General features: G+C 74.1%; 13 protein-coding genes. 12 read left to right on the top strand and 1 reads right to left on the bottom strand.

Annotated elements, in window-relative coordinates:
- Positions 1-21: 21 nt before the first annotated feature.
- The 12 genes from ACIGXE_RS01460 (at position 22) to ACIGXE_RS01405 (ending at position 16680) form a co-directional block, all read left to right on the top strand.
- Entirely contained in the window at positions 22-1365 is a 1344-nt protein-coding gene (locus ACIGXE_RS01460) for an ABC transporter substrate-binding protein (RefSeq protein WP_399741287.1), read from the top strand.
- A 2-nt stretch (positions 1366-1367) separates the two neighbouring features.
- Positions 1368-2309 (top strand): carbohydrate ABC transporter permease, encoded by a 942-nt coding sequence (locus ACIGXE_RS01455; RefSeq protein ID WP_399741284.1) that lies wholly within the window; start codon positions 1368-1370, stop codon positions 2307-2309.
- A 3-nt stretch (positions 2310-2312) separates the two neighbouring features.
- The gene (locus ACIGXE_RS01450) at positions 2313-3218 is read left to right on the top strand and encodes a carbohydrate ABC transporter permease (protein ID WP_399741281.1); all 906 of its coding nucleotides are present in this window, start codon (positions 2313-2315) and stop codon (positions 3216-3218) included.
- 8 nt (positions 3219-3226) lie between these two features.
- Positions 3227-4492 carry a 6-phospho-beta-glucosidase gene (locus ACIGXE_RS01445; RefSeq protein ID WP_399741278.1) on the top strand — a complete coding sequence of 422 codons (1266 nt, stop codon included), beginning with the start codon at positions 3227-3229 and terminating at the stop codon, positions 4490-4492.
- On the top strand, positions 4483-5466 hold the full coding sequence (locus tag ACIGXE_RS01440; protein ID WP_399741275.1) for an N-acetylglucosamine kinase: 984 nt from the start codon (positions 4483-4485) through the stop codon (positions 5464-5466). The genes ACIGXE_RS01445 and ACIGXE_RS01440 overlap by 10 nt, the downstream gene beginning before the upstream one ends.
- A 292-nt stretch (positions 5467-5758) precedes the next feature.
- On the top strand, positions 5759-7237 hold the full coding sequence (locus ACIGXE_RS01435) for a hypothetical protein (RefSeq protein WP_399741272.1): 1479 nt from the start codon (positions 5759-5761) through the stop codon (positions 7235-7237).
- Between the two features lie 182 nt (positions 7238-7419).
- Entirely contained in the window at positions 7420-8424 is a 1005-nt protein-coding gene (locus ACIGXE_RS01430) for a glutamate ABC transporter substrate-binding protein (RefSeq protein ID WP_399743681.1), read from the top strand.
- A gap of 15 nt (positions 8425-8439) precedes the next feature.
- Positions 8440-9717 (top strand): hypothetical protein, encoded by a 1278-nt coding sequence (locus tag ACIGXE_RS01425; RefSeq protein WP_399741269.1) that lies wholly within the window; start codon positions 8440-8442, stop codon positions 9715-9717.
- 59 nt (positions 9718-9776) lie between these two features.
- Positions 9777-12209: a tetratricopeptide repeat protein gene (locus ACIGXE_RS01420; RefSeq protein ID WP_399743678.1), complete on the top strand. Its 2433-nt coding sequence runs from the start codon at positions 9777-9779 to the stop codon at positions 12207-12209.
- 2 nt (positions 12210-12211) lie between these two features.
- Entirely contained in the window at positions 12212-13825 is a 1614-nt protein-coding gene (locus ACIGXE_RS01415) for a protein phosphatase 2C domain-containing protein (protein WP_399743675.1), read from the top strand.
- 109 nt (positions 13826-13934) lie between these two features.
- Positions 13935-15278 carry a VWA domain-containing protein gene (locus ACIGXE_RS01410; protein ID WP_399741266.1) on the top strand — a complete coding sequence of 448 codons (1344 nt, stop codon included), beginning with the start codon at positions 13935-13937 and terminating at the stop codon, positions 15276-15278.
- 46 nt (positions 15279-15324) lie between these two features.
- On the top strand, positions 15325-16680 hold the full coding sequence (locus ACIGXE_RS01405) for an FHA domain-containing protein (RefSeq protein ID WP_399741263.1): 1356 nt from the start codon (positions 15325-15327) through the stop codon (positions 16678-16680).
- Between the two features lie 37 nt (positions 16681-16717).
- Here the strand turns inward: ACIGXE_RS01405 and ACIGXE_RS01400 are convergent, their stop codons facing one another.
- Positions 16718-17683 (bottom strand): methyltransferase domain-containing protein, encoded by a 966-nt coding sequence (locus ACIGXE_RS01400; protein WP_399741260.1) that lies wholly within the window; start codon positions 17681-17683, stop codon positions 16718-16720.
- Positions 17684-17704: the final 21 nt, after the last annotated feature.

The following is a 17704-nucleotide window of genomic DNA, read 5'->3' as shown; positions in this document are numbered from 1 at the left end:
CCGTTCCAGGGAGTACTCGTCATGCCCGCACGCCCCCGCAGGCTGGTCGCCACGCTCGCCGCCACCGCCTCCATAGCCCTCTTCGCCTCCGCCTGTACCGGCTCCGCGAACAACGGCGCGACCGACGACCCCGACGCCAAGGCCACGATCACCTTCTGGCACGGCTGGTCCGCCCCCTCCGAGGTGCAGGCCATCAACGAGAACATCAAGCGCTTCGAGGCGGCGCACCCGAACATCAAGGTCGAGGTCGTCGGCAACATCAACGACGACAAGCTCAACCAGGCGCTGCGCACCGGTGGTTCGAAGGGACCCGACGTCGTCTCGTCCTTCACCACGTCCAACGTCGGCAAGTTCTGCTCGTCGGGCGCCTTCGCCGACCTCAAGCCCTTCATCGAGAAGTCCAAGCTCGACCTCGACAAGATCATCCCGAAGACGCTGCTCGACTACACCCAGTTCGAGGGCAGGCGGTGCGCCATGCCGCTGCTCACCGACGCCTACGGCCTCTACTACAACAAGACCGCCTTCAAGGCGGCCGGCCTCGACCCGGCGAAGCCGCCGAGGACGTACTCCGAGCTGCTCGCCTACGCGAAGCGGCTCACCAAGGCCAAGGGCGACGGCTACGAGCAGCTCGGCTTCATGCCGAACTACCACGGCTACGAGACCACCACCGAGCACTACCTGGGCAGTTGGGGGCCGGCGTACTTCGACGCGCAGGGGAGGTCGACCGTCGCGACCGACCCCGGCGTCGCCGAGATGATGACCACGCAGAAGAAGATGGTCGACGAGCTCGGCGGCTACGCCAAGCTGGAGAAGTACCGCACCAGCTTCGGCGACGAGTGGGGCGCCAAGCACCCCTTCCACACCGGCCAGGTCGCCATGCAGCTCGACGGCGAATGGCGGCTGGGCATGGCCACCGACGCCAAGGTGCCGTTCGAGATCGGCGTCGCCCCGATGCCGGTCCCCGACAGCCAGGCCGCCGACTACGGCAAGGGCTTCCTGTCCGGCACGATCATGGGCATCGCCCCGCAGAGCAAGAAGCAGAACGCCGCCTGGGAACTGGTCAAGTTCATGACCACGGACACCGAGGCCGTCGTCGCCTTCGCCAACGGCATCCGCAACGTGCCCTCCACCTTCGACGCCCTCAAGTCCCCGAACCTGAAGTTCGACCCGCGCTTCACGACCTTCCTGGACATCGCCCGGCACCCGAAGTCCAACACCCCCGCGGGCGCGGTCAACGGCGCGACCTATCTCAACACCCTGCAGGACTTCGCCCTCCAGTACGAGAAGGGCGCGGTCGGCGACCTCAAGGGCGGCCTGGAGAAGACCGCGCGCCAGATCGACACCGACATCGCCAAGGCGAAGTAGCCGTGAGCACACCCACCCTCCGCTCGAAGCGCCGCCGCGCGGCGCTTCGTACGGCGGCGTTCCTGTCGCCCTGGCTGATCGGCTTCAGCGTCTTCTTCGCGTACCCGCTGGTCTCGACCGTCTACTTCTCCTTCATGGACTACGACGGCTTCGCCGCCCCGTCCTTCAACGGTGCGGCCAACTGGACGTACATCTTCCGGGACTACCCGCTGTTCTGGCCGGCGCTGCGCAACACGCTCTGGCTGGTGGTCGTGATGACGGCCTGCCGGGTCGTCTTCGGGCTCGGTGTCGGCATGCTCATCACGCGGATCAAGACGGGCGCGGGGGTCTTCCGCACCCTCTTCTACCTGCCGTACCTGGCTCCGCCGGTCGCGGCGACCCTCGCCTTCGTCTTCCTGCTCAACCCCGGCACCGGCCCGGTGAACTCGGTCCTCGAAGGGCTGGGCGTCCCGGCGCCCGCCTGGTTCAACGACGCCGCCTGGTCCAAGCCCGCGCTCACCATGCTCGCGGTGTGGGGCGTCGGCGACCTCATGGTGATCTTCATGGCCGCGCTGCTCGACGTGCCGAAGGAGCAGTACGAGGCCGCCGAGCTCGACGGGGCGTCCGCCTTCCAGCGCTTCCGCTTCGTCACGCTGCCGAACATCTCGCCGATCGTGATGTTCGCCGTGGTCACCGGGGTCATCCAGGCCATGCAGTACTACACGCAGCCGCTGGTGGCCGGGAAGGTCGCCTCCGGGGTCATCGGCGGCTCCGGCCAGCAGTTCGAGCCCGGTTACCCGGACAAGTCCACGCTCACCCTGCCGCAGCTCGTCTACAACCTCGGCTTCCAGCGCTTCGACTACGGAGCGGCCTGCGCCACCGCCCTCGTCCTCTTCGCCCTGGCCATGGCCTGCACGGCTCTGCTCATGCGCCGCCGCGGCGGTCTCGTCCAGGCAGGTGACTGAACCATGAGCCAGACCCTCCAGGAACGCGAAGCCGCCCCGGTGGCGGCGCGGACCGCCGACACCCCGGCCGGTCGCACCGCCCGCCGCAAGGCGGTCCTGCACTGGATCGCGGTGCACTCGCTCGGCGTCGCGGCCGCGCTGTTCTTCGTGCTGCCCTTCGTCTTCGTGCTGCTCACCTCGCTGATGAGCGACCAGCAGGCGCTCACCCGCGACCTCACCCCGGACACCTGGGAGTGGGACAACTACGTCCGCGTCCTCGAGACCCCCGGATTCCTCACCTGGTGGCGCAACACCCTGCTGTACGCGGGCCTCGGCACCGTCCTGACCGTGGTGTCCTCGGTCCCGGTGGCCTACGCGCTCGCCAAGTTCCGCTTCCGCGGCAGCCGGCCGGCGCTGATGCTCGTCATCTCGATGATGATGCTGCCGCCGCAGGTCGTGGTCATCCCGATGTACCTGTTCTGGGCCAAGCAGCTGGACCTGTCCGGCACGCTGTGGCCGCTCATCGTCCCGATGGCCTTCGGCGACGCCTTCTCCATCTTCCTGCTGCGCCAGTTCCTGCTGACCATTCCCGACGAGTACCTCGACGCGGCCCGGGTCGACGGCTGCGGCGAACTGCGCACCCTCGTCCGCGTCGTCCTGCCGATGGCGAAGCCGGGCATCGCGGCGATCGCGCTCTTCCAGTTCTTCGCCGCGTGGAACGACTACTTCGGACCGCAGATCTACGCCTCCGAGAACCCGGGCGCGTGGACCCTGAGCTACGGCCTGGAGTCCTTCAAGGGCGCGCACCACACCGACTGGAATCTGACCATGGCCGCGACCGTCCTGGTCATGGCCCCCGTGATCCTCGTCTTCTTCTTCGCCCAGAAGGCGTTCGTCGAGGGCGTCACACTGACCGGAGTGAAGGGCTAGCCGACGTTATGAAGCTCGCTGTCGTGGGGGGCGGCTCCACCTACACCCCCGAACTGATCGACGGGTTCGCGCGCCTGCGCGAGACCCTGCCCGTCACCGAACTCGTCCTCGTCGACCCGGCCGCGGAGCGGCTCGACCTGGTCGGCGGGCTCGCCCGCCGGATCTTCGCCCGGCAGGGGCACGGCGGGACGATCGTCACCACCCAGGACCTCGACGCCGGCGTCGACGGCGCCGACGCCGTCCTGCTCCAGCTGCGGGTCGGCGGGCAGGCGGCCCGCGAGCGGGACGAGACCTGGCCGCTGGAGTGCGGCTGCGTCGGCCAGGAGACCACCGGCGCCGGCGGTCTCGCCAAGGCGCTGCGTACCGTCCCGGTGGTCCTGGACATCGCCGAGCGGGTCCGCCGCACCAACCCGGACGCCTGGATCATCGACTTCACCAACCCGGTGGGCATCGTGACCCGGGCGCTGCTCCAGGCAGGCCACAAGGCGGTCGGCCTGTGCAACGTGGCGATCGGCTTCCAGCGGCGGTTCGCCGCGCACCTCGGTGTCACGCCCGCCGAGGTGCATCTCGACCACGTGGGCCTCAACCACCTGACCTGGGAGACCGGGGTACGGCTCGGGGGCCCCGAGGGCGAGAACGTGCTGCCCCGGCTGCTCGCCGAGCACGGCGACGCGATCGCCGCCGACCTGCGCCTGCCGCGCTCCGTCCTGGACCGGCTCGGCGTCGTCCCCTCGTACTACCTGCGCTACTTCTACGCGCACGACGCCGTCGTCGAGGAACTGCGCACCAAGCCCTCGCGGGCGGCGGAGGTCGCGGCGATGGAGAAGGAACTCCTGGAGATGTACGGGGACCCGGCGCTCGACGAGAAGCCCGAGCTGCTCGCCCGGCGCGGCGGCGCGTTCTACTCGGAGGCGGCCGTGGACCTGGCGGCCTCGCTCCTCGGTGGCGGAGGCTCGCCGTACCAGGTGGTGAACACGTACAACAACGGCACGCTGCCGTTCCTGCCGGACGACGCCGTGATCGAGGTGCAGGCCGCGGTGGGGCCGAGCGGGGCCTCGCCCCTGCCGGTGGCCCCGCTCGACCCGCTGTACGCGGGCCTGATCTCGCACGTCACCGCCTACGAGGACCTGGCCCTGGAGGCCGCCCTGCGCGGTGGTCGGGACCGGGTGTTCAGGGCGCTGCTCGCGCACCCGCTGGTGGGGCAGTTCGACCGGGCCGACGGGCTGACCGACCGGCTGATCGCGCACAACCGGGAGCACCTCGCGTGGGCCTGAACGGGACACTGCTGGCGATCGACGCCGGCAACAGCAAGACCGACGTCGCGGTCCTGGCCCCGGACGGCACCGTCCTCGGCGCGGCGCGCGGCGGCGGGTTCCAGCCGCCGGTGGTCGGGGTGGACGCGGCCTTCGACACGGTCGCGGAGATCGTGGAGCGGGCATGGACGGCGGCTGGGGGCGCGGGGCTTTCGCCCGTGTTCGCACATATTGCCGCCTGTCTCGCCAACGCCGATCTCGCGGTGGAGGAGCTGGAGTTGGAGAAGGCCCTGTACGCGCGGCGCTGGAGCCGCTCGGTCGGGGTCCGCAACGACACCTTCGCCATCCTGCGCGCCGGGATCGACGAGCCGCGGGGCGTGGCCGTGGTGTGCGGGGCGGGTATCAACTGCGTCGGAATGGTGCCGGACGGGCGGACCGCCCGCTTCCCCGCGATCGGGAAGATCTCCGGCGACTGGGGCGGCGGCGGGGGGCTCGCCGACGAGGCGCTGTGGTTCGCCGCGCGCGCCGAGGACGGCCGGGGCGAGCCGACCGCGCTGGCCCGCGCGCTGCCCGCGCACTTCGGGCTGCCGACGATGTACGCGCTGATCGAGGCGCTGCACCTGGGCCGCGTCCCGCTGGAGCGCAAGCACGAGCTGACGCCGGTGCTGTTCCGGACCAGCGCGGAGGGCGATCCGGTGGCCCAGGCGCTGGTCGACCGGCTGGCCGACGAGGTCGTGGCGCTGGCCTCGGTCGCCCTCGGGCGGCTCGGGCTGCTCGACGTGGCGGCGCCGGTGATGCTGGGCGGCAGCGTGCTGGCCGCGCGGCATCCGCGGCTGGACCGGCGGATCGCCGAACTGCTCGCCGTGAAGGCGCCGAAGGCGGTGGTCGGCGTGGTGACCGCGCCGCCGGTGCTCGGGGCGGGACTGCTGGCCCTGGACGCGGTGGGGGCGTCCGGGTCGGCGGCGGCGCGGCTGCGGGAGCACTACGCGTCCTGAGCCGGGCCGGGTGTGTCGCGGGGCGTCCTTCCGGGGGCGCCCCGCACGCATGTTCACCCGTTCGAGGACGTCCGGGGTGGAACCGATTTCGGCCGCGCGACGTATTCAAGGTGAGAGGGGTGCGAAGGGGGGTTCGCCTGCGGAAGCGGCGGACGCGTGGGGCACGATAGGAACAAGATCAGGTCAATCCCGGTGTGCGGGACGGGCGCTGCGGCCATACTGCTGGCCGGGTAGTCCGTCCGCCGCTCCACCGGCAGGACGGGTCGACGTCTCAGACCGAGGGGGAGGTCACGTGACATACCCGCCGAACGCGGCCGCCGCCTCGGCGGCGCCCGGCGCCACCGCCGCGACCGCGCGGCCGGGTTCCGGCGTGCCCGCACAGCCGGGGCAGCCGGGACGACCGGGCCGGGCAGGTCGGTCGGGGCCGGCCGGGGCGGGGTCCGGGGCCGTGCCGCCGCCCGCCGCGCCCGGTGCCTGGGCACAGGGGCGCGAGGTGCTGCGCCGGGCCGCCACGACCGAGCCGGGCCGGCTGCGGATCCTCGGCGCCGTCCTGGCCCTTCTGGTCGTCGCCTTCGGGGCCGTCGCGTCCTTCGAGGTGGCCGACCGGGCCTCGTACGCGGACGACGTGGTGGGCCGCAGCCAGCCGCTGAGCGCCGACGCCGCCGACATCTACCGTTCGCTGGCCGACGCGGACGCCACCGCGGCGAGCGGCTTCCTGGCCGGCCCACAGGAGTCCGCGCAGATCCGCCGGCGGTACGCGGACGACGTCACGACCGCCTCCCGGCTGCTCGTCAGGGCCGCCGCCAGCACGGACGCCGACGGCGTGGCGGCCCGCGAGATCGCCACGCTCAACGAGCACCTGCCGCGCTACACGGGCCTGATCGAGCGCGCCCGTGCCGCCAACCGGCAGGGCCTGCCGCTCGGCGGCGCCTACCTGCGGTACGCGAACCAGACGATGAGCCGTGAGCTGCTGCCGGCCGCCGAGCGCCTGTACGCGCTGGAGACCGCGCGGCTCGGACAGGACGACGACGAGGCGCGCGCCTGGCCCTTCCTGTCGCTGGCCCTCGGGGTGGTCGTCCTCGCCTCCCTGGCCTGGGCCCAGCGCCGCAACTACCTGCGGACGAACCGGGTGTTCAACCGCGGCCTGCTCGCCGCGAGCGCCGCCTGCGTGGCCGCCCTGCTGTGGCTGCTCACCGGCCACGGCCTGGCCCGGGCCGGTCTGAACGACGCCCGGGCGCACGGCCAGGAGTCGCTCCAGGTGCTCAACGAGGCCCGGATCAGCTCCCTGAAGGCCCGCGCCAACGAGAACCTGGCCGTGGTCGCGCGCGGCGCCGTGCTCACCGAGGACGGCAAGCGCGACAAGTACGAGGCCGACTACACGAGCAGCGTGGCCGCGCTGGGCTCCGCGCTGGAGGCGGCGCGCCGGCTCGCCGACGACGAGGCGGGGAGCGGCCCGCTCACCGAGGCCGCCGCCCGCACCGGCGAGTGGCGCACGCGCCACGAGCAGGCCCGGGTCCTCGACGACGCGGGCGACTTCACCGGCGCGATGAACCGCGTCATCGGCACCACGGAGTCGACCGGCCAGTCCTTCGACCAGGTCGACGCGGCCCTCGGCCGGGCGCTGGCGCACGAGCAGGACGAGTTCACCCGCGCCGCCGAGGGCGGCCGGGACGCGCTGACCGGCCTGCCGTTCGGCGCGGCCGCGCTCGGCGTGCTCGCCGCGGTGTGCGCCGTGGCGGGCGTCAACCGCAGACTGTCGGAGTACCGGTGAGAGGGGGCGGGATGCCGGACGGCGTCGAGCAGACGAGCGGGACGGGCGCGGTGCCGGACGGCGTCGGGCCCGTGGGCGGGCCGGGCGCCGCTCTGCCCCACGGCTCCGCGTACGCGTCCCGGCCGTCCCGGCCGGCACCCCGCGGGCTCGCGCGGCTGCGCGGCTGGGGCGGGGTCGGGGCCATGGCCGTGGCCTGCGGACTGACCGCCGCGCTGGCCCTGTTCGCGCTGCCGCGCAGCGGCGGGGACGACCCGGCCGCCGCGGTCGGCTCCGGTCCGGGTGTGGGGCACGGGATCCAGGTCAGCGCGGAGAGCGCCGAGACCTGCCGTGACCCCGAGGCCTCGCTGACGCCCTCGGCCGCCGACGGGCCGACGGTCGCCAGGATCAAGGAGCGCGGCAAGCTCGTCGTGGGCGTCGACCAGTCCAGCTACAAGTGGGGCTTCCGCACGCCGCCGACGGTCACCCGGCTCCCGGACGGTTCGGTGAAGGAGATACCCGGCGAGCTGCAGGGCTTCGACATCGACCTGGCGAAGGCGATCGCCAAGGGGATCCTCGGCGACGAGAACGCGGTCATCTTCCGCACCATCCCGACCAACCAGCGGATCGCCGCCCTGGAGAGCGACAAGGTCGACCTCGTGGTGCGCACGATGACGATCAACTGCAAGCGGATCCAGCAGGTCGCCTTCTCCACCGCCTACTTCCAGGCCGGCCAGCAGGTCCTCGCCCCCAAGTCCTCCCCCATCACCGGTTACGACAACTCCCTGAGCGGCAAGCGGGTCTGCACCGCCGAGGGCTCCACGGCCTACGAGGCGCTGGACGAGAAGTCGTTCGGCGCGGTCTACAAGGACGTGGGCGACGGCACCAAGGACGACCCGGACCTGCTGACCGTGCCCAACCAGCTGGACTGTCTGGCCCGGCTCCAGATGGGCGAGGTCGACGCGGTGCTCACGGACAACGCGCTGGCCGCCGGCCAGGCCGCCCAGGATCCGGCGGTCGAGCTCAAGGGAAGACCCTTCACCACCGAGTACTACGGGGTCGCCGCCAAGCTGGGCAACGACGACCTGGTCCGCCGGGTCAACCAGGTGCTCGTGCAGTACCGGCAGGGCCCCTGGCAGGCTGCGTACGCGAAGTGGCTGCAGGCGGACCTGCCCGGGATATCCGGGCCGCCCGCTCCCAAGTACAAGTAGAACGAGAGGTGATCGATGGGCGTCGCGGGACCCCCCGGGCCGGTAATGGACCGGGACGAGGTGGACCGTGCGCTGGCGCGGCTCGGCGCGGAGCACAAGGCGGTCGAGGACTCGCTCCTCGCGCTCCAGGACCACGCCGGCCGCAGGCTGCTCGAGGGCGCCGAGCTGACCGGCACGACCCGGGACCGCTGGCAGGCCACCGAGCGGACGATCACCCTGCTGTGGGCGTACTTCGACGCGTACACGGCCGCGCTGCACGACGCCCGTGAGGTGCGGGCCCGGCGCCGCTGGCCCGGGCGGGAGGAGCTCGCCGAGCTCACCGACCGGCTGCGCGGCGAGAGCGTGCACGTGCCGGGGGCGGCGCGGGAGCGGGAGCGGCTGGCCGAGCGCTTCACCCTGGACGGCCTGGTCCGGCGGATGAACGAGCTGTACGCCTCCTCGCTCGACGTGGTGGTCACCGCCGACGCCGTCTGGTCGGCGCTGCCCGCCCGGATAGACCTGCTCGCCGCCGAGCTCGGCCGGACCCGTTCCCTCGCGCACTCGGTCGGGGTGCGTCCCGGGGAGCACCCGGCCGGCGACGAGCTCGCGGAGATCACCGCCGAGCTGGCGGCGCTGCGCGCCCAGGTCGTGTCCGACCCGCTGGCCTTCTGGGTGTCGGCGCAGGGCAGTTCGGCCCCCGGGGGCGGGCGCCCGGACACCGGGCGGTACGACACGGCGGCCCGCGCCCTGGAGGACATCCGGCGGGAGATCGAGGCGGTGCTCCAGGTCCGGCAGGACTCGGAGGACCGGCTGCTGCGGCTGCGGGACGTGCTGTCCCGGGCCGACCGCACGCTCGCCGAGGCCCGGGCGGCCCGCGGCGAGGTGCTCGCGAAGATCGCCGCCTCGGAGGTGCCGGCGGTGAGCGGTCCGCCGACGGCGCTCCAGGAGCGGCTCGCCACGGCCGCCGAGTACCGCAGGCACGCCCAGTGGCACCGGCTCTCGCCGCTCCTGGACTCCCTGGAGCGGGAGGCGGAGGACGAACTGCTCCGGGCCCGCGAGTCGTTGACGGCGGTGACCGCGCCGCTGGCGGTCCGCGCCGAGCTGCGCGGCCGGCTCGACGCGTACAAGGCGAAGGTGGCCCGGCTCGGCGCCGCGGAGGATCCGCTGCTGATCGAGCGGTACGACGCGGCCCGCCGGATGCTGTGGAGCGCCCCGTGCGACCTGCGGGCCGCCGAGCAGGCGGTGCTGCGGTACCAGCAGGCGGCGGCGGAGACGCTGTCGGGGCCGAGGGACGGCAGGGGAAGTCAGTGGTGAGCGGGGAGTCCGGAGTGAGCAGCTGTCAGCGTCCGTCGTGCGAGGGCTCGTACGAGGACATGGGAGGCGGCGAGCTGTACTGCGACACCTGCGGTCTGGCCCCGGTCGTCGCGCCCGGGGGCATGCTGCAGTCGACGCCGACGGGCATGGCGGTGGGCGGGGCGGGCTCCGAGTCGGGCCGTTCGGGCCCGGCGTCCTCGTCGCGCGCGTCCTCGCGGGCGTCCCGCTCGGCGCGGTCCTCGGCGTCCCGGCGTTCGGTGTCCGGGCGGCTCTCGCGGGCGCTGTCGGGGCGGAGCACGGCCCGTTCGGTGTCGGTGCGCAGCTCGGGTTCCACCGGCGGCCCGTCGGGGCGGGGCCGGCTGGGCGCGGGGCTGGTGACGGTGCCGGAGGTGCCGCGTCCCGACCCGCGGGCGGCGGTGATGGCGAACCCGGAGGTCCCGGAGAGGAAGCGATTCTGCTCGCGTTCCGACTGCGGTGCCCCGGTGGGCCGTTCGCGCGGGGACCGGCCGGGCCGCACGGAGGGCTTCTGCACCAAGTGCGGCCACCCGTACTCCTTCGTGCCGAAGCTGCGCGCCGGTGACGTGGTGCACGGGCAGTACGAGGTCGCGGGCTGTCTCGCCCACGGCGGTCTCGGCTGGGTCTACCTGGCCGTCGACAAGGCGGTCTCGGACCGCTGGGTGGTCCTCAAGGGCCTGCTCGACACCGGCGACCAGGACGCCATGGCCGCGGCGATCTCGGAGCGCCGTTTCCTCGCGGAGATCGAGCACTCCAACATCGTCCGGATCTACAACTTCGTCGAGCACCTCGACCAGCGGACCGGCTCCATGGACGGCTACATCGTCATGGAGTACGTGGGCGGCAAGTCCCTCAAGGAGATCGCCAACGACCGGCGCACCCCCGACGGGCGGCGCGACCCGCTGCCGGTCGAGCAGGCCTGCGCGTACGGCATCGAGGCCCTGGAGGCGCTCGGCCATCTGCACAGCCGCAACCTGCTGTACTGCGACTTCAAGGTCGACAACGCGATCCAGACCGAGGACCAGCTGAAGCTCATCGACATGGGCGCGGTCCGGCGGATGGACGACGACGAGTCGGCGATCTACGGCACGGTCGGCTACCAGGCGCCGGAGGTCGCCGAGGTCGGCCCGTCGGTGGCGAGCGACCTGTACACGGTGGCGCGCACCCTGGCCGTCCTCACCTTCGACTTCCAGGGCTACACGAACGTCTTCGTGGACTCGCTGCCGGAGCCGGACGGCATCGAGGTCCTCCGCACGTACGAGTCCTTCTACCGCTTCCTGGTGCGGGCCACCGACCCGGACCCGGCCCGCCGGTTCGCCTCCGCGCAGGAGATGGCCGAGCAGCTGACGGGTGTGCTGCGCGAGGTCGTCGCCCTGCAGTCGGGCCGGCCCCGACCCGCCCTGTCGACGCTGTTCGGGGCCGAGACCCGGGTCACCGACACCGAGCTGTTCGCCGAGCTCACCGAGGACGTGTCGGTCCTCGGGGCGCGCGAGACCCGGCGCGGCCGCCGGAAGACGCTGCCCACCTCCGTCGCCGGCCGGGGCGGCAGCTTCCTGCGCCCGCTCGACGTGGCCGCGACCGCGCTGGCGCTGCCCGTGCCGCGGGTCGACCCGGGCGATCCCAACGCCGGTTTCCTGGCCGGTCTGCTCGCCGCCGCTCCCGCCGAGCTGCTCACCGCCCTGCACGCGGCACCGGTCCCCTCGCTCGAACTGCGGCTGCGCGAACTGCGGGCGCGGCTGGAGATGGGCGACCTCGCTGCCGCCGGACAGGCGCTCGCCGCCCTGGAGCAGGGCCACGGCGACGACTGGCGGGTGGTCTGGTACCGCGGCGTGACGGCCCTGGCCTGCGACGACCGGGAGAACGCGGCGCTCTCCTTCGACGCGATCTACGACGCCTTCCCCGGCGAGCCCGCGCCCAAGCTGGCGCTCGGCGTGTGCGCCGAGGTGCTCGGCCAGCTGGACAACGCGGCGGAGTACTACCGCCTGGTGTGGGCGACCGACCCCAGCTATGTGAGCGCGGCCTTCGGCCTGGCCCGGGTGCAGCTCGCGGCCGCCGACCGGGCCGGGGCGGTGCGCACCCTGGAGTCCGTGCCGGAGTCGTCGATCCACTACACGGCCGCCCGGGTCGCCGCCGTACGGGCCCGGCTGCGCCGCCGGCCGACGAACGAGCCGCTGGGAGCCGATCTGACGGCCGCCGCGGCGCAGGTCTCGGCGCTGCAGGGCTTCGGCCTGGACGCGGTGCGCCGCGAGCGGCTGGCGACCGAGGTGCTGGGCACGGCGCTCGACTGGGTGCTGTCCGGAAGCCCGGGCGCGGGCCCGGACGGCACGGTGCTGCTCGGCAGCGAACTGGACGAGCGCGGACTGCGCTTCGGCCTCGAACGCTCGTACCGGGTGCTCGCCCGGCTCGCCCAGCAGGGCGAGGAGAGGATCGAACTGGTGGAGCGGGCCAACCGCTTCCGCCCCAGGACGTGGGTGTGAGTATGTCCCTGAAGCCCAAGCCCCCGCATCCCCTGGGGAGCTGCCCCGGCTGCTCGGAGCCGCTCGAGTCCGGCGACCGCTTCTGCGGGGCGTGCGGCTACGACCTGTCGGCCGCGAGCCCGCCGCCGGACCGGCCGACGGTCCCGATCGCCCTGCCCGTGGACTGGCCGGAGCCGCCGCCCCGCGACCCCCAGTCGCTCACCACGGCGACCCAGCACCCCGGTGACCTGCCGGGCACGGACTCGGGCGGGCGCGACCTCCCGACCGTCCCGGTCCGCACGGACGAGGTCCCCCCGCCGCCGAGCGACCCGGCACCCCAGGCCGCCCCGGCCCCGGCCCCGCCGACACCGAACGCCGAGACCGGGCCCACGGCCGGCTCCGGAGCCGAGGCCGGACCCGGGGCGGCCGGACCCGGGGCGGCCGGACCCGGGGCCGGAGCCGGGGCCGGAGGAGGAGGAACGGCAGCCGGAGCCGGGGCCGGCTCCGGACGTGGCTCCGGATCCGCCTCCGCAGACGAGGACTTCACCCTCGCCGCCCCCGACCCGCGCGCCGCCCTGCAGGCCGAGCCGGCCCCCCGGCCCGAGCCCGCCGGCCGGCCCGAGCCGACCCCGCAGCCCGGGTCCGCAGCACAGCCCGGGCCGGCGGCCGTCTCCCCGCCCTCCGCCGTCGCCACGGGCGGGGCTGTCGCCACGGGCGCCGCGGGCACGGCCGGCGACGGTCGGAAGGTGTGTGTGGCCTGCCGGGCCGGGCGGGTGGACGGGGACGGGTACTGCGAGCACTGCGGGCACGCGCAGCCGCGCGAGCGGGACCACATGGAGCAGGAGCTGCCCGCGGTCGCCGCCGTCAGCGACCGTGGTCTGCGGCACCACCGCAACGAGGACGCCTTCGCCGTCGCGCAGGTCACCCTGCCGGACGGCTCCCCCGCCGCGCTCGCCGTCGTCTGCGACGGCGTGTCCTCGGCGACCCGTCCCGACGAGGCGTCCAGCGCGGCGGCCGCCGCCGCGCGCGACGTGCTCGTGGCCGCGCTGCCCCGCGGCACGCACCCGCAGCAGGCGATGCACGAGGCGATCGTGGCCGCCGCCGAGGCGGTCGACGCCCTCGCGGAGCGCGGCTCGGCGGACCGCGAGCACCAGAACGCCCCGGCCTGCACCATCGTCGGCTCGATCGTCGCCGGCGGGCTGCTGATCGTCGGCTGGGTCGGTGACAGCCGCGCCTACTGGGTGCCGGACGACCGCAGTTCGCCGCCCGCCCGGCTCACCGAGGACGACTCGTGGGCCGCGCAGATGGTCGCGGCGGGCCTGATGAACGAGGCGCAGGCGTACGCGGACGAGCGGGCCCACGCCATCACCGGCTGGCTCGGCGCCGACTCGTACGAACTGGAGCCGCACACCGCCGCGTTCAAACCGGACCGGCCGGGCGTGGTCGTGGTCTGCACCGACGGTCTGTGGAACTACGCGGAGGGCGCCGGGGACATGGCCCGGGTCATGCCGCCGGACGCGGGCGTCCGCCCGCTGCACGGCGCGCAGGTCCTGGTGGGGCACGCCCTGGACGGCGGCGGCCACGACAACATCACGGTCGCGCTGCTGCCGTTCGCCGTCCCGTCCCCCGGGGCATGATCCGCAAGACCCGCCCCGGTCCCCGCGCGGTCCGCGGGCGGCCGCCCCGTACCGGGCCCGAGACCCCGACCTTTCCCTTCCCCTCGTGAGCCGAGGAGCCGAATCACCCATGGCCAACTTCTCCAAGCCGACCGGGCCGCAGTTCTCGGTGGACGTGTACCAGAACGAGTACCTGCCGGAGGGCGGCCGGGACGTCAACGCGATCGTCACGGTCACCTCCACCGGGGGCGGCACCGCCGGCACCACGGGCGCCCGCGCCACGGCGCTGCCGGCCGCCGGCGGCTCCGCCGCGGTGGTCCTCATGCTCGACTGCTCCGGCTCGATGGACTACCCGGGGGCCAAGATGCGCGGCGCGCGCGAGGCGACGGCCGCCGCGATCGACGCCCTGCGCGACGGCACCTCCTTCGCCGTCGTCGCCGGCACGCACGTGGCGAAGGAGGTCTACCCGGGCGACGGGCGGCTCGCCGTCGCCGACGGACGCACCCGCGCCGAGGCCAAGGACGCGCTGCGCGGCCTGAGCGCGGGCGGCGGCACCGCGATCGGCACCTGGCTGCGGCTGGCCGACCGGCTGCTGTCCTCCGCCGACGCGGCGATCCGGCACGGCATCCTGCTCACCGACGGCCGCAACGAGCACGAGGAGCCGGAGGAGCTGAAGGCCGCCCTGGAGGACTGCGCGGGCCGGTTCACCTGCGACGCCCGCGGGGTGGGGACCGACTGGGACGTCGAGGAGGTCAGGGGCATCGCCCGGGCGCTGCTCGGCACGGCCGACATCGTCGCCGACCCGGCCGGTCTCGCCGCCGACTTCACGACGATGATGGAGCACGCCATGCGCAAGGAGGTCGCGGACGTCACGCTGCGCCTGTGGACCCCGGTGGGCGTGGAGATCGGCTTCGTGAAGCAGGTGGCCCCGACCGTCGAGGACCTGACGGGGCGCCGCACCGAGGCGGGCCCGCGTGCCGGGGACTACCCGACCGGCTCGTGGGGCGACGAGTCCCGCGACTACCACGTGTCCGTGCGCGTCCCGGAGGCGGCGATCGGGCAGGAGATGCTGGCCGCCCGGGTCTCGCTGATCGTCCCGGACCCGGCGGGCGGCACGCCGGCGACGCTGTCCCACGGACTGGTCCGGGCGGTGTGGACGGACGACATGGTGATGTCCACCTCCATCAATCCGCAGGTCGCGCACTACACGGGCCAGGCCGAACTCGCCGACGCCATCCAGCAGGGGCTCGATGCCCGCAAATCGGGTGATTACGACGGAGCGACGGCCAAGCTGGGGCGCGCGGTGCAGCTCGCCGCGGTCTCCGGCAACGCCGATACCGCGAAACTCCTTTCGAAGGTGGTGGACGTGGTCGACGCCGCGACGGGTACTGTGCGGTTGAAGGCGAAGGTCGCGGAAGCGGACGAGATGACTCTCGAGACGCGTTCCACCAAGACCGTACGCGTGAAGAAGTAACGGACACACAGGGCCGTAAGGGACGACGAGAGGGGGAAGCACCGACATGCCGACCTGCCCGAACGGACACCAGTCGGTCTCCGACGACTGGTGCGAGGTCTGCGGCCACCGCATGGCGGCCGGGGCGGGTGCGCCGACGGGTGCCGTACCGCCGCCTCCCCCGCCGCCGCCTCCCGCGTACGGCTACCCGGGCCCGGGCGGTTCCGGTGGCCCCGGCGCGCCCGTGCCGCCGCCGCCCGCCCCCGGGGGCTACGACCCGAACGCGACCGCCCAGGCAGAGCTCTGCCCGCAGTGCCGCACCCCGCGTGAGCACATGGCGCCGTTCTGCGAGGAGTGCCGCTGGAACTTCCTCACGAACACGGCCACCTCGTACACGCCGATCGCGCCGCAGCACGCGCAGCCGGGCCCGCCGCAGGGTCCGCCGCCGGGCCTCAACCTGCCGCCGGGCTTCCAGTCGCCGCCGCAGCACCCGCAGCCGCAGCATCCGGACCCGTACGAGTACCAGGGTTCGCGGCCCTCGCAGGTGAACCGGCCGGCCGAGCCGCTGGGCGCCGACCCGACGCACCACCAGGCGCCGCCGCAGCGTCCGCAGCCGCCGGGCCCGCCGGCACCCCACGGTCAGGCACCCCACCAGGCGCCTCATCAGGCACCCCACCTCCAGGCCCCGCAGGCGCAGGCCCCGCAGGCGTTCCCGCAGGCTCCGCCGCCGCCCGCGCCTCCGCAGCCGCGCGCCGACGACGACTGGATGCTGCCGCCGCCCTCGGCGCCGCAGCCTCCGGCGCCGCCCGCGCCCCACCCCATGGCACCGCCGCTGCCCGGCCAGGGCGACCCGTTCACCGGCGGCCCGGGTCCGCAGGGCCCGCCGCAGCACGGCCCCGGCGGGCACCCCGGAGCGCAGGGTCCGGGTCCGCAGGGTCCGGGTCCGCAGGGTCCGGGTCCGCAGGGTCCGCCGCCGCAGTTCCAGCAGGCACAGCGGCCGCAGCCGCCGCAGCCGCAGCTCGGCTGGACCGCGGTGATCGGTCCGGACCGCGACTACTTCATGGCGATGATGCAGCGCAGCGGCCCGGAGGCCTCGGGGCTCAATCTGCCCGCGTACTCGCCCGAGCAGCACCTCCAGCTCCAGGGCAACCAGGTCAGCATCGGCCGCCGCCGGCACTCCACCGGCGAGTCGCCCGACATCGACCTGTCGGTGCCGCCGGAGGACCCGGGCGTCTCGCACCAGCACGCGGTGCTCGTGCAGCAGCCGGACGGCTCGTGGGCGGTGGTGGACCAGAACTCCACCAACGGCACCACGATCAACGGCTCCGCCGACCCGATCCAGCCCTATGTCCCGGTGCAGCTCCAGGACGGCGACCGGGTGCACGTCGGCGCCTGGACGACGATCACCGTCCGCCGGGGCTAGGGCGGACACGACCCAGGACCGGGCACGCCTTTCCCGGTCACGCGTCCGGCAGTGGCCAGGCGTACGGCCCCTCGGGGTCGTCCAGCCAGGCCCACTGCCGGCCGCCGCTCACCGTCACCCCGAAGCGCTCCCGCTCCGGCCGCCGTTCGCGCTGCCAGAGCGAGAGCGCTTCGCGCGTGTCCAGGGCCTCGCCGGCCAGGCCGGCCAGGAACTGGAAGCGTTCGTCCTCGAACACCCCCCGCGGCACCCCGGCCGTCCGCGTCCGCGGGGTGCGGGCGCTGCCGCCCCGCAGGGCCACGAAGTACGCGGAGGTGGCCAGGAAGCGCCCCTCGGCGTGGTCCGGGTCGCGGACGGCGAGCAGGATCAGGCCGGAGGACAGCGGGGCGAGGATCCGGGCGTCGGGCCGGGACTGGTCGAGCCAGGCGTACGGGATCGACGGCACCTCGCACGTGGCGACGATCCGGTCGTAGGGGGCGCGCTCGGCGCAGCCGCGGGCGCCGTCGCCGGTGATCACGGCGGGCCGGTACCCGGCGGCGGCGAGATGGACCCGGGCGGACTCGGTGATCTCCTCCTCGAGGTCGACGGTGGTGACGTGCGCGTCGCCGAGCCGGTGGCACAGCAGGGCCGCGTGGTAGCCGGTGCCCGCGCCGATCTCCAGGACGTCGTGGCCGTCGCGGACGTCCAGGGCTTCCAGCATGCGCGCCATGAGCGAGGGCTGGCTGGCGGAGGAGACCAGCTCGCCGTCCCTGACCCGGGTGGCGAGGGCGCCGTCCCGGTACGCCCCGAGGAGCCAGCGGGTGCGCCGCGCGGGATCCGGGTCGCCCGACCAGAGGCGTTCGTAGCCGCCGGCGCCGGGGACGTAGTAGTAGGGCACGAAGAGGTGGCGCGGGACCTGGGCGAAGGCGGTCCGCCAGGCCGGGTCGCGCAGGGCGCCGTACGCCTCGATCTCACGCACCAGCGCCCGCCGCGCCCGTGCGCCCTCCTCGGCGAACATGTCGCGCATGGGTCCAGGGTGCTGCGCGCG

Source organism: Streptomyces sp. NPDC053431 (assembly GCF_044544925.1).
Classification (GTDB): domain Bacteria; phylum Actinomycetota; class Actinomycetes; order Streptomycetales; family Streptomycetaceae; genus Streptomyces.
Note: the sequence above shows the minus strand (reverse complement) of the source record. Positions and strands in the feature narration are given on the sequence as shown.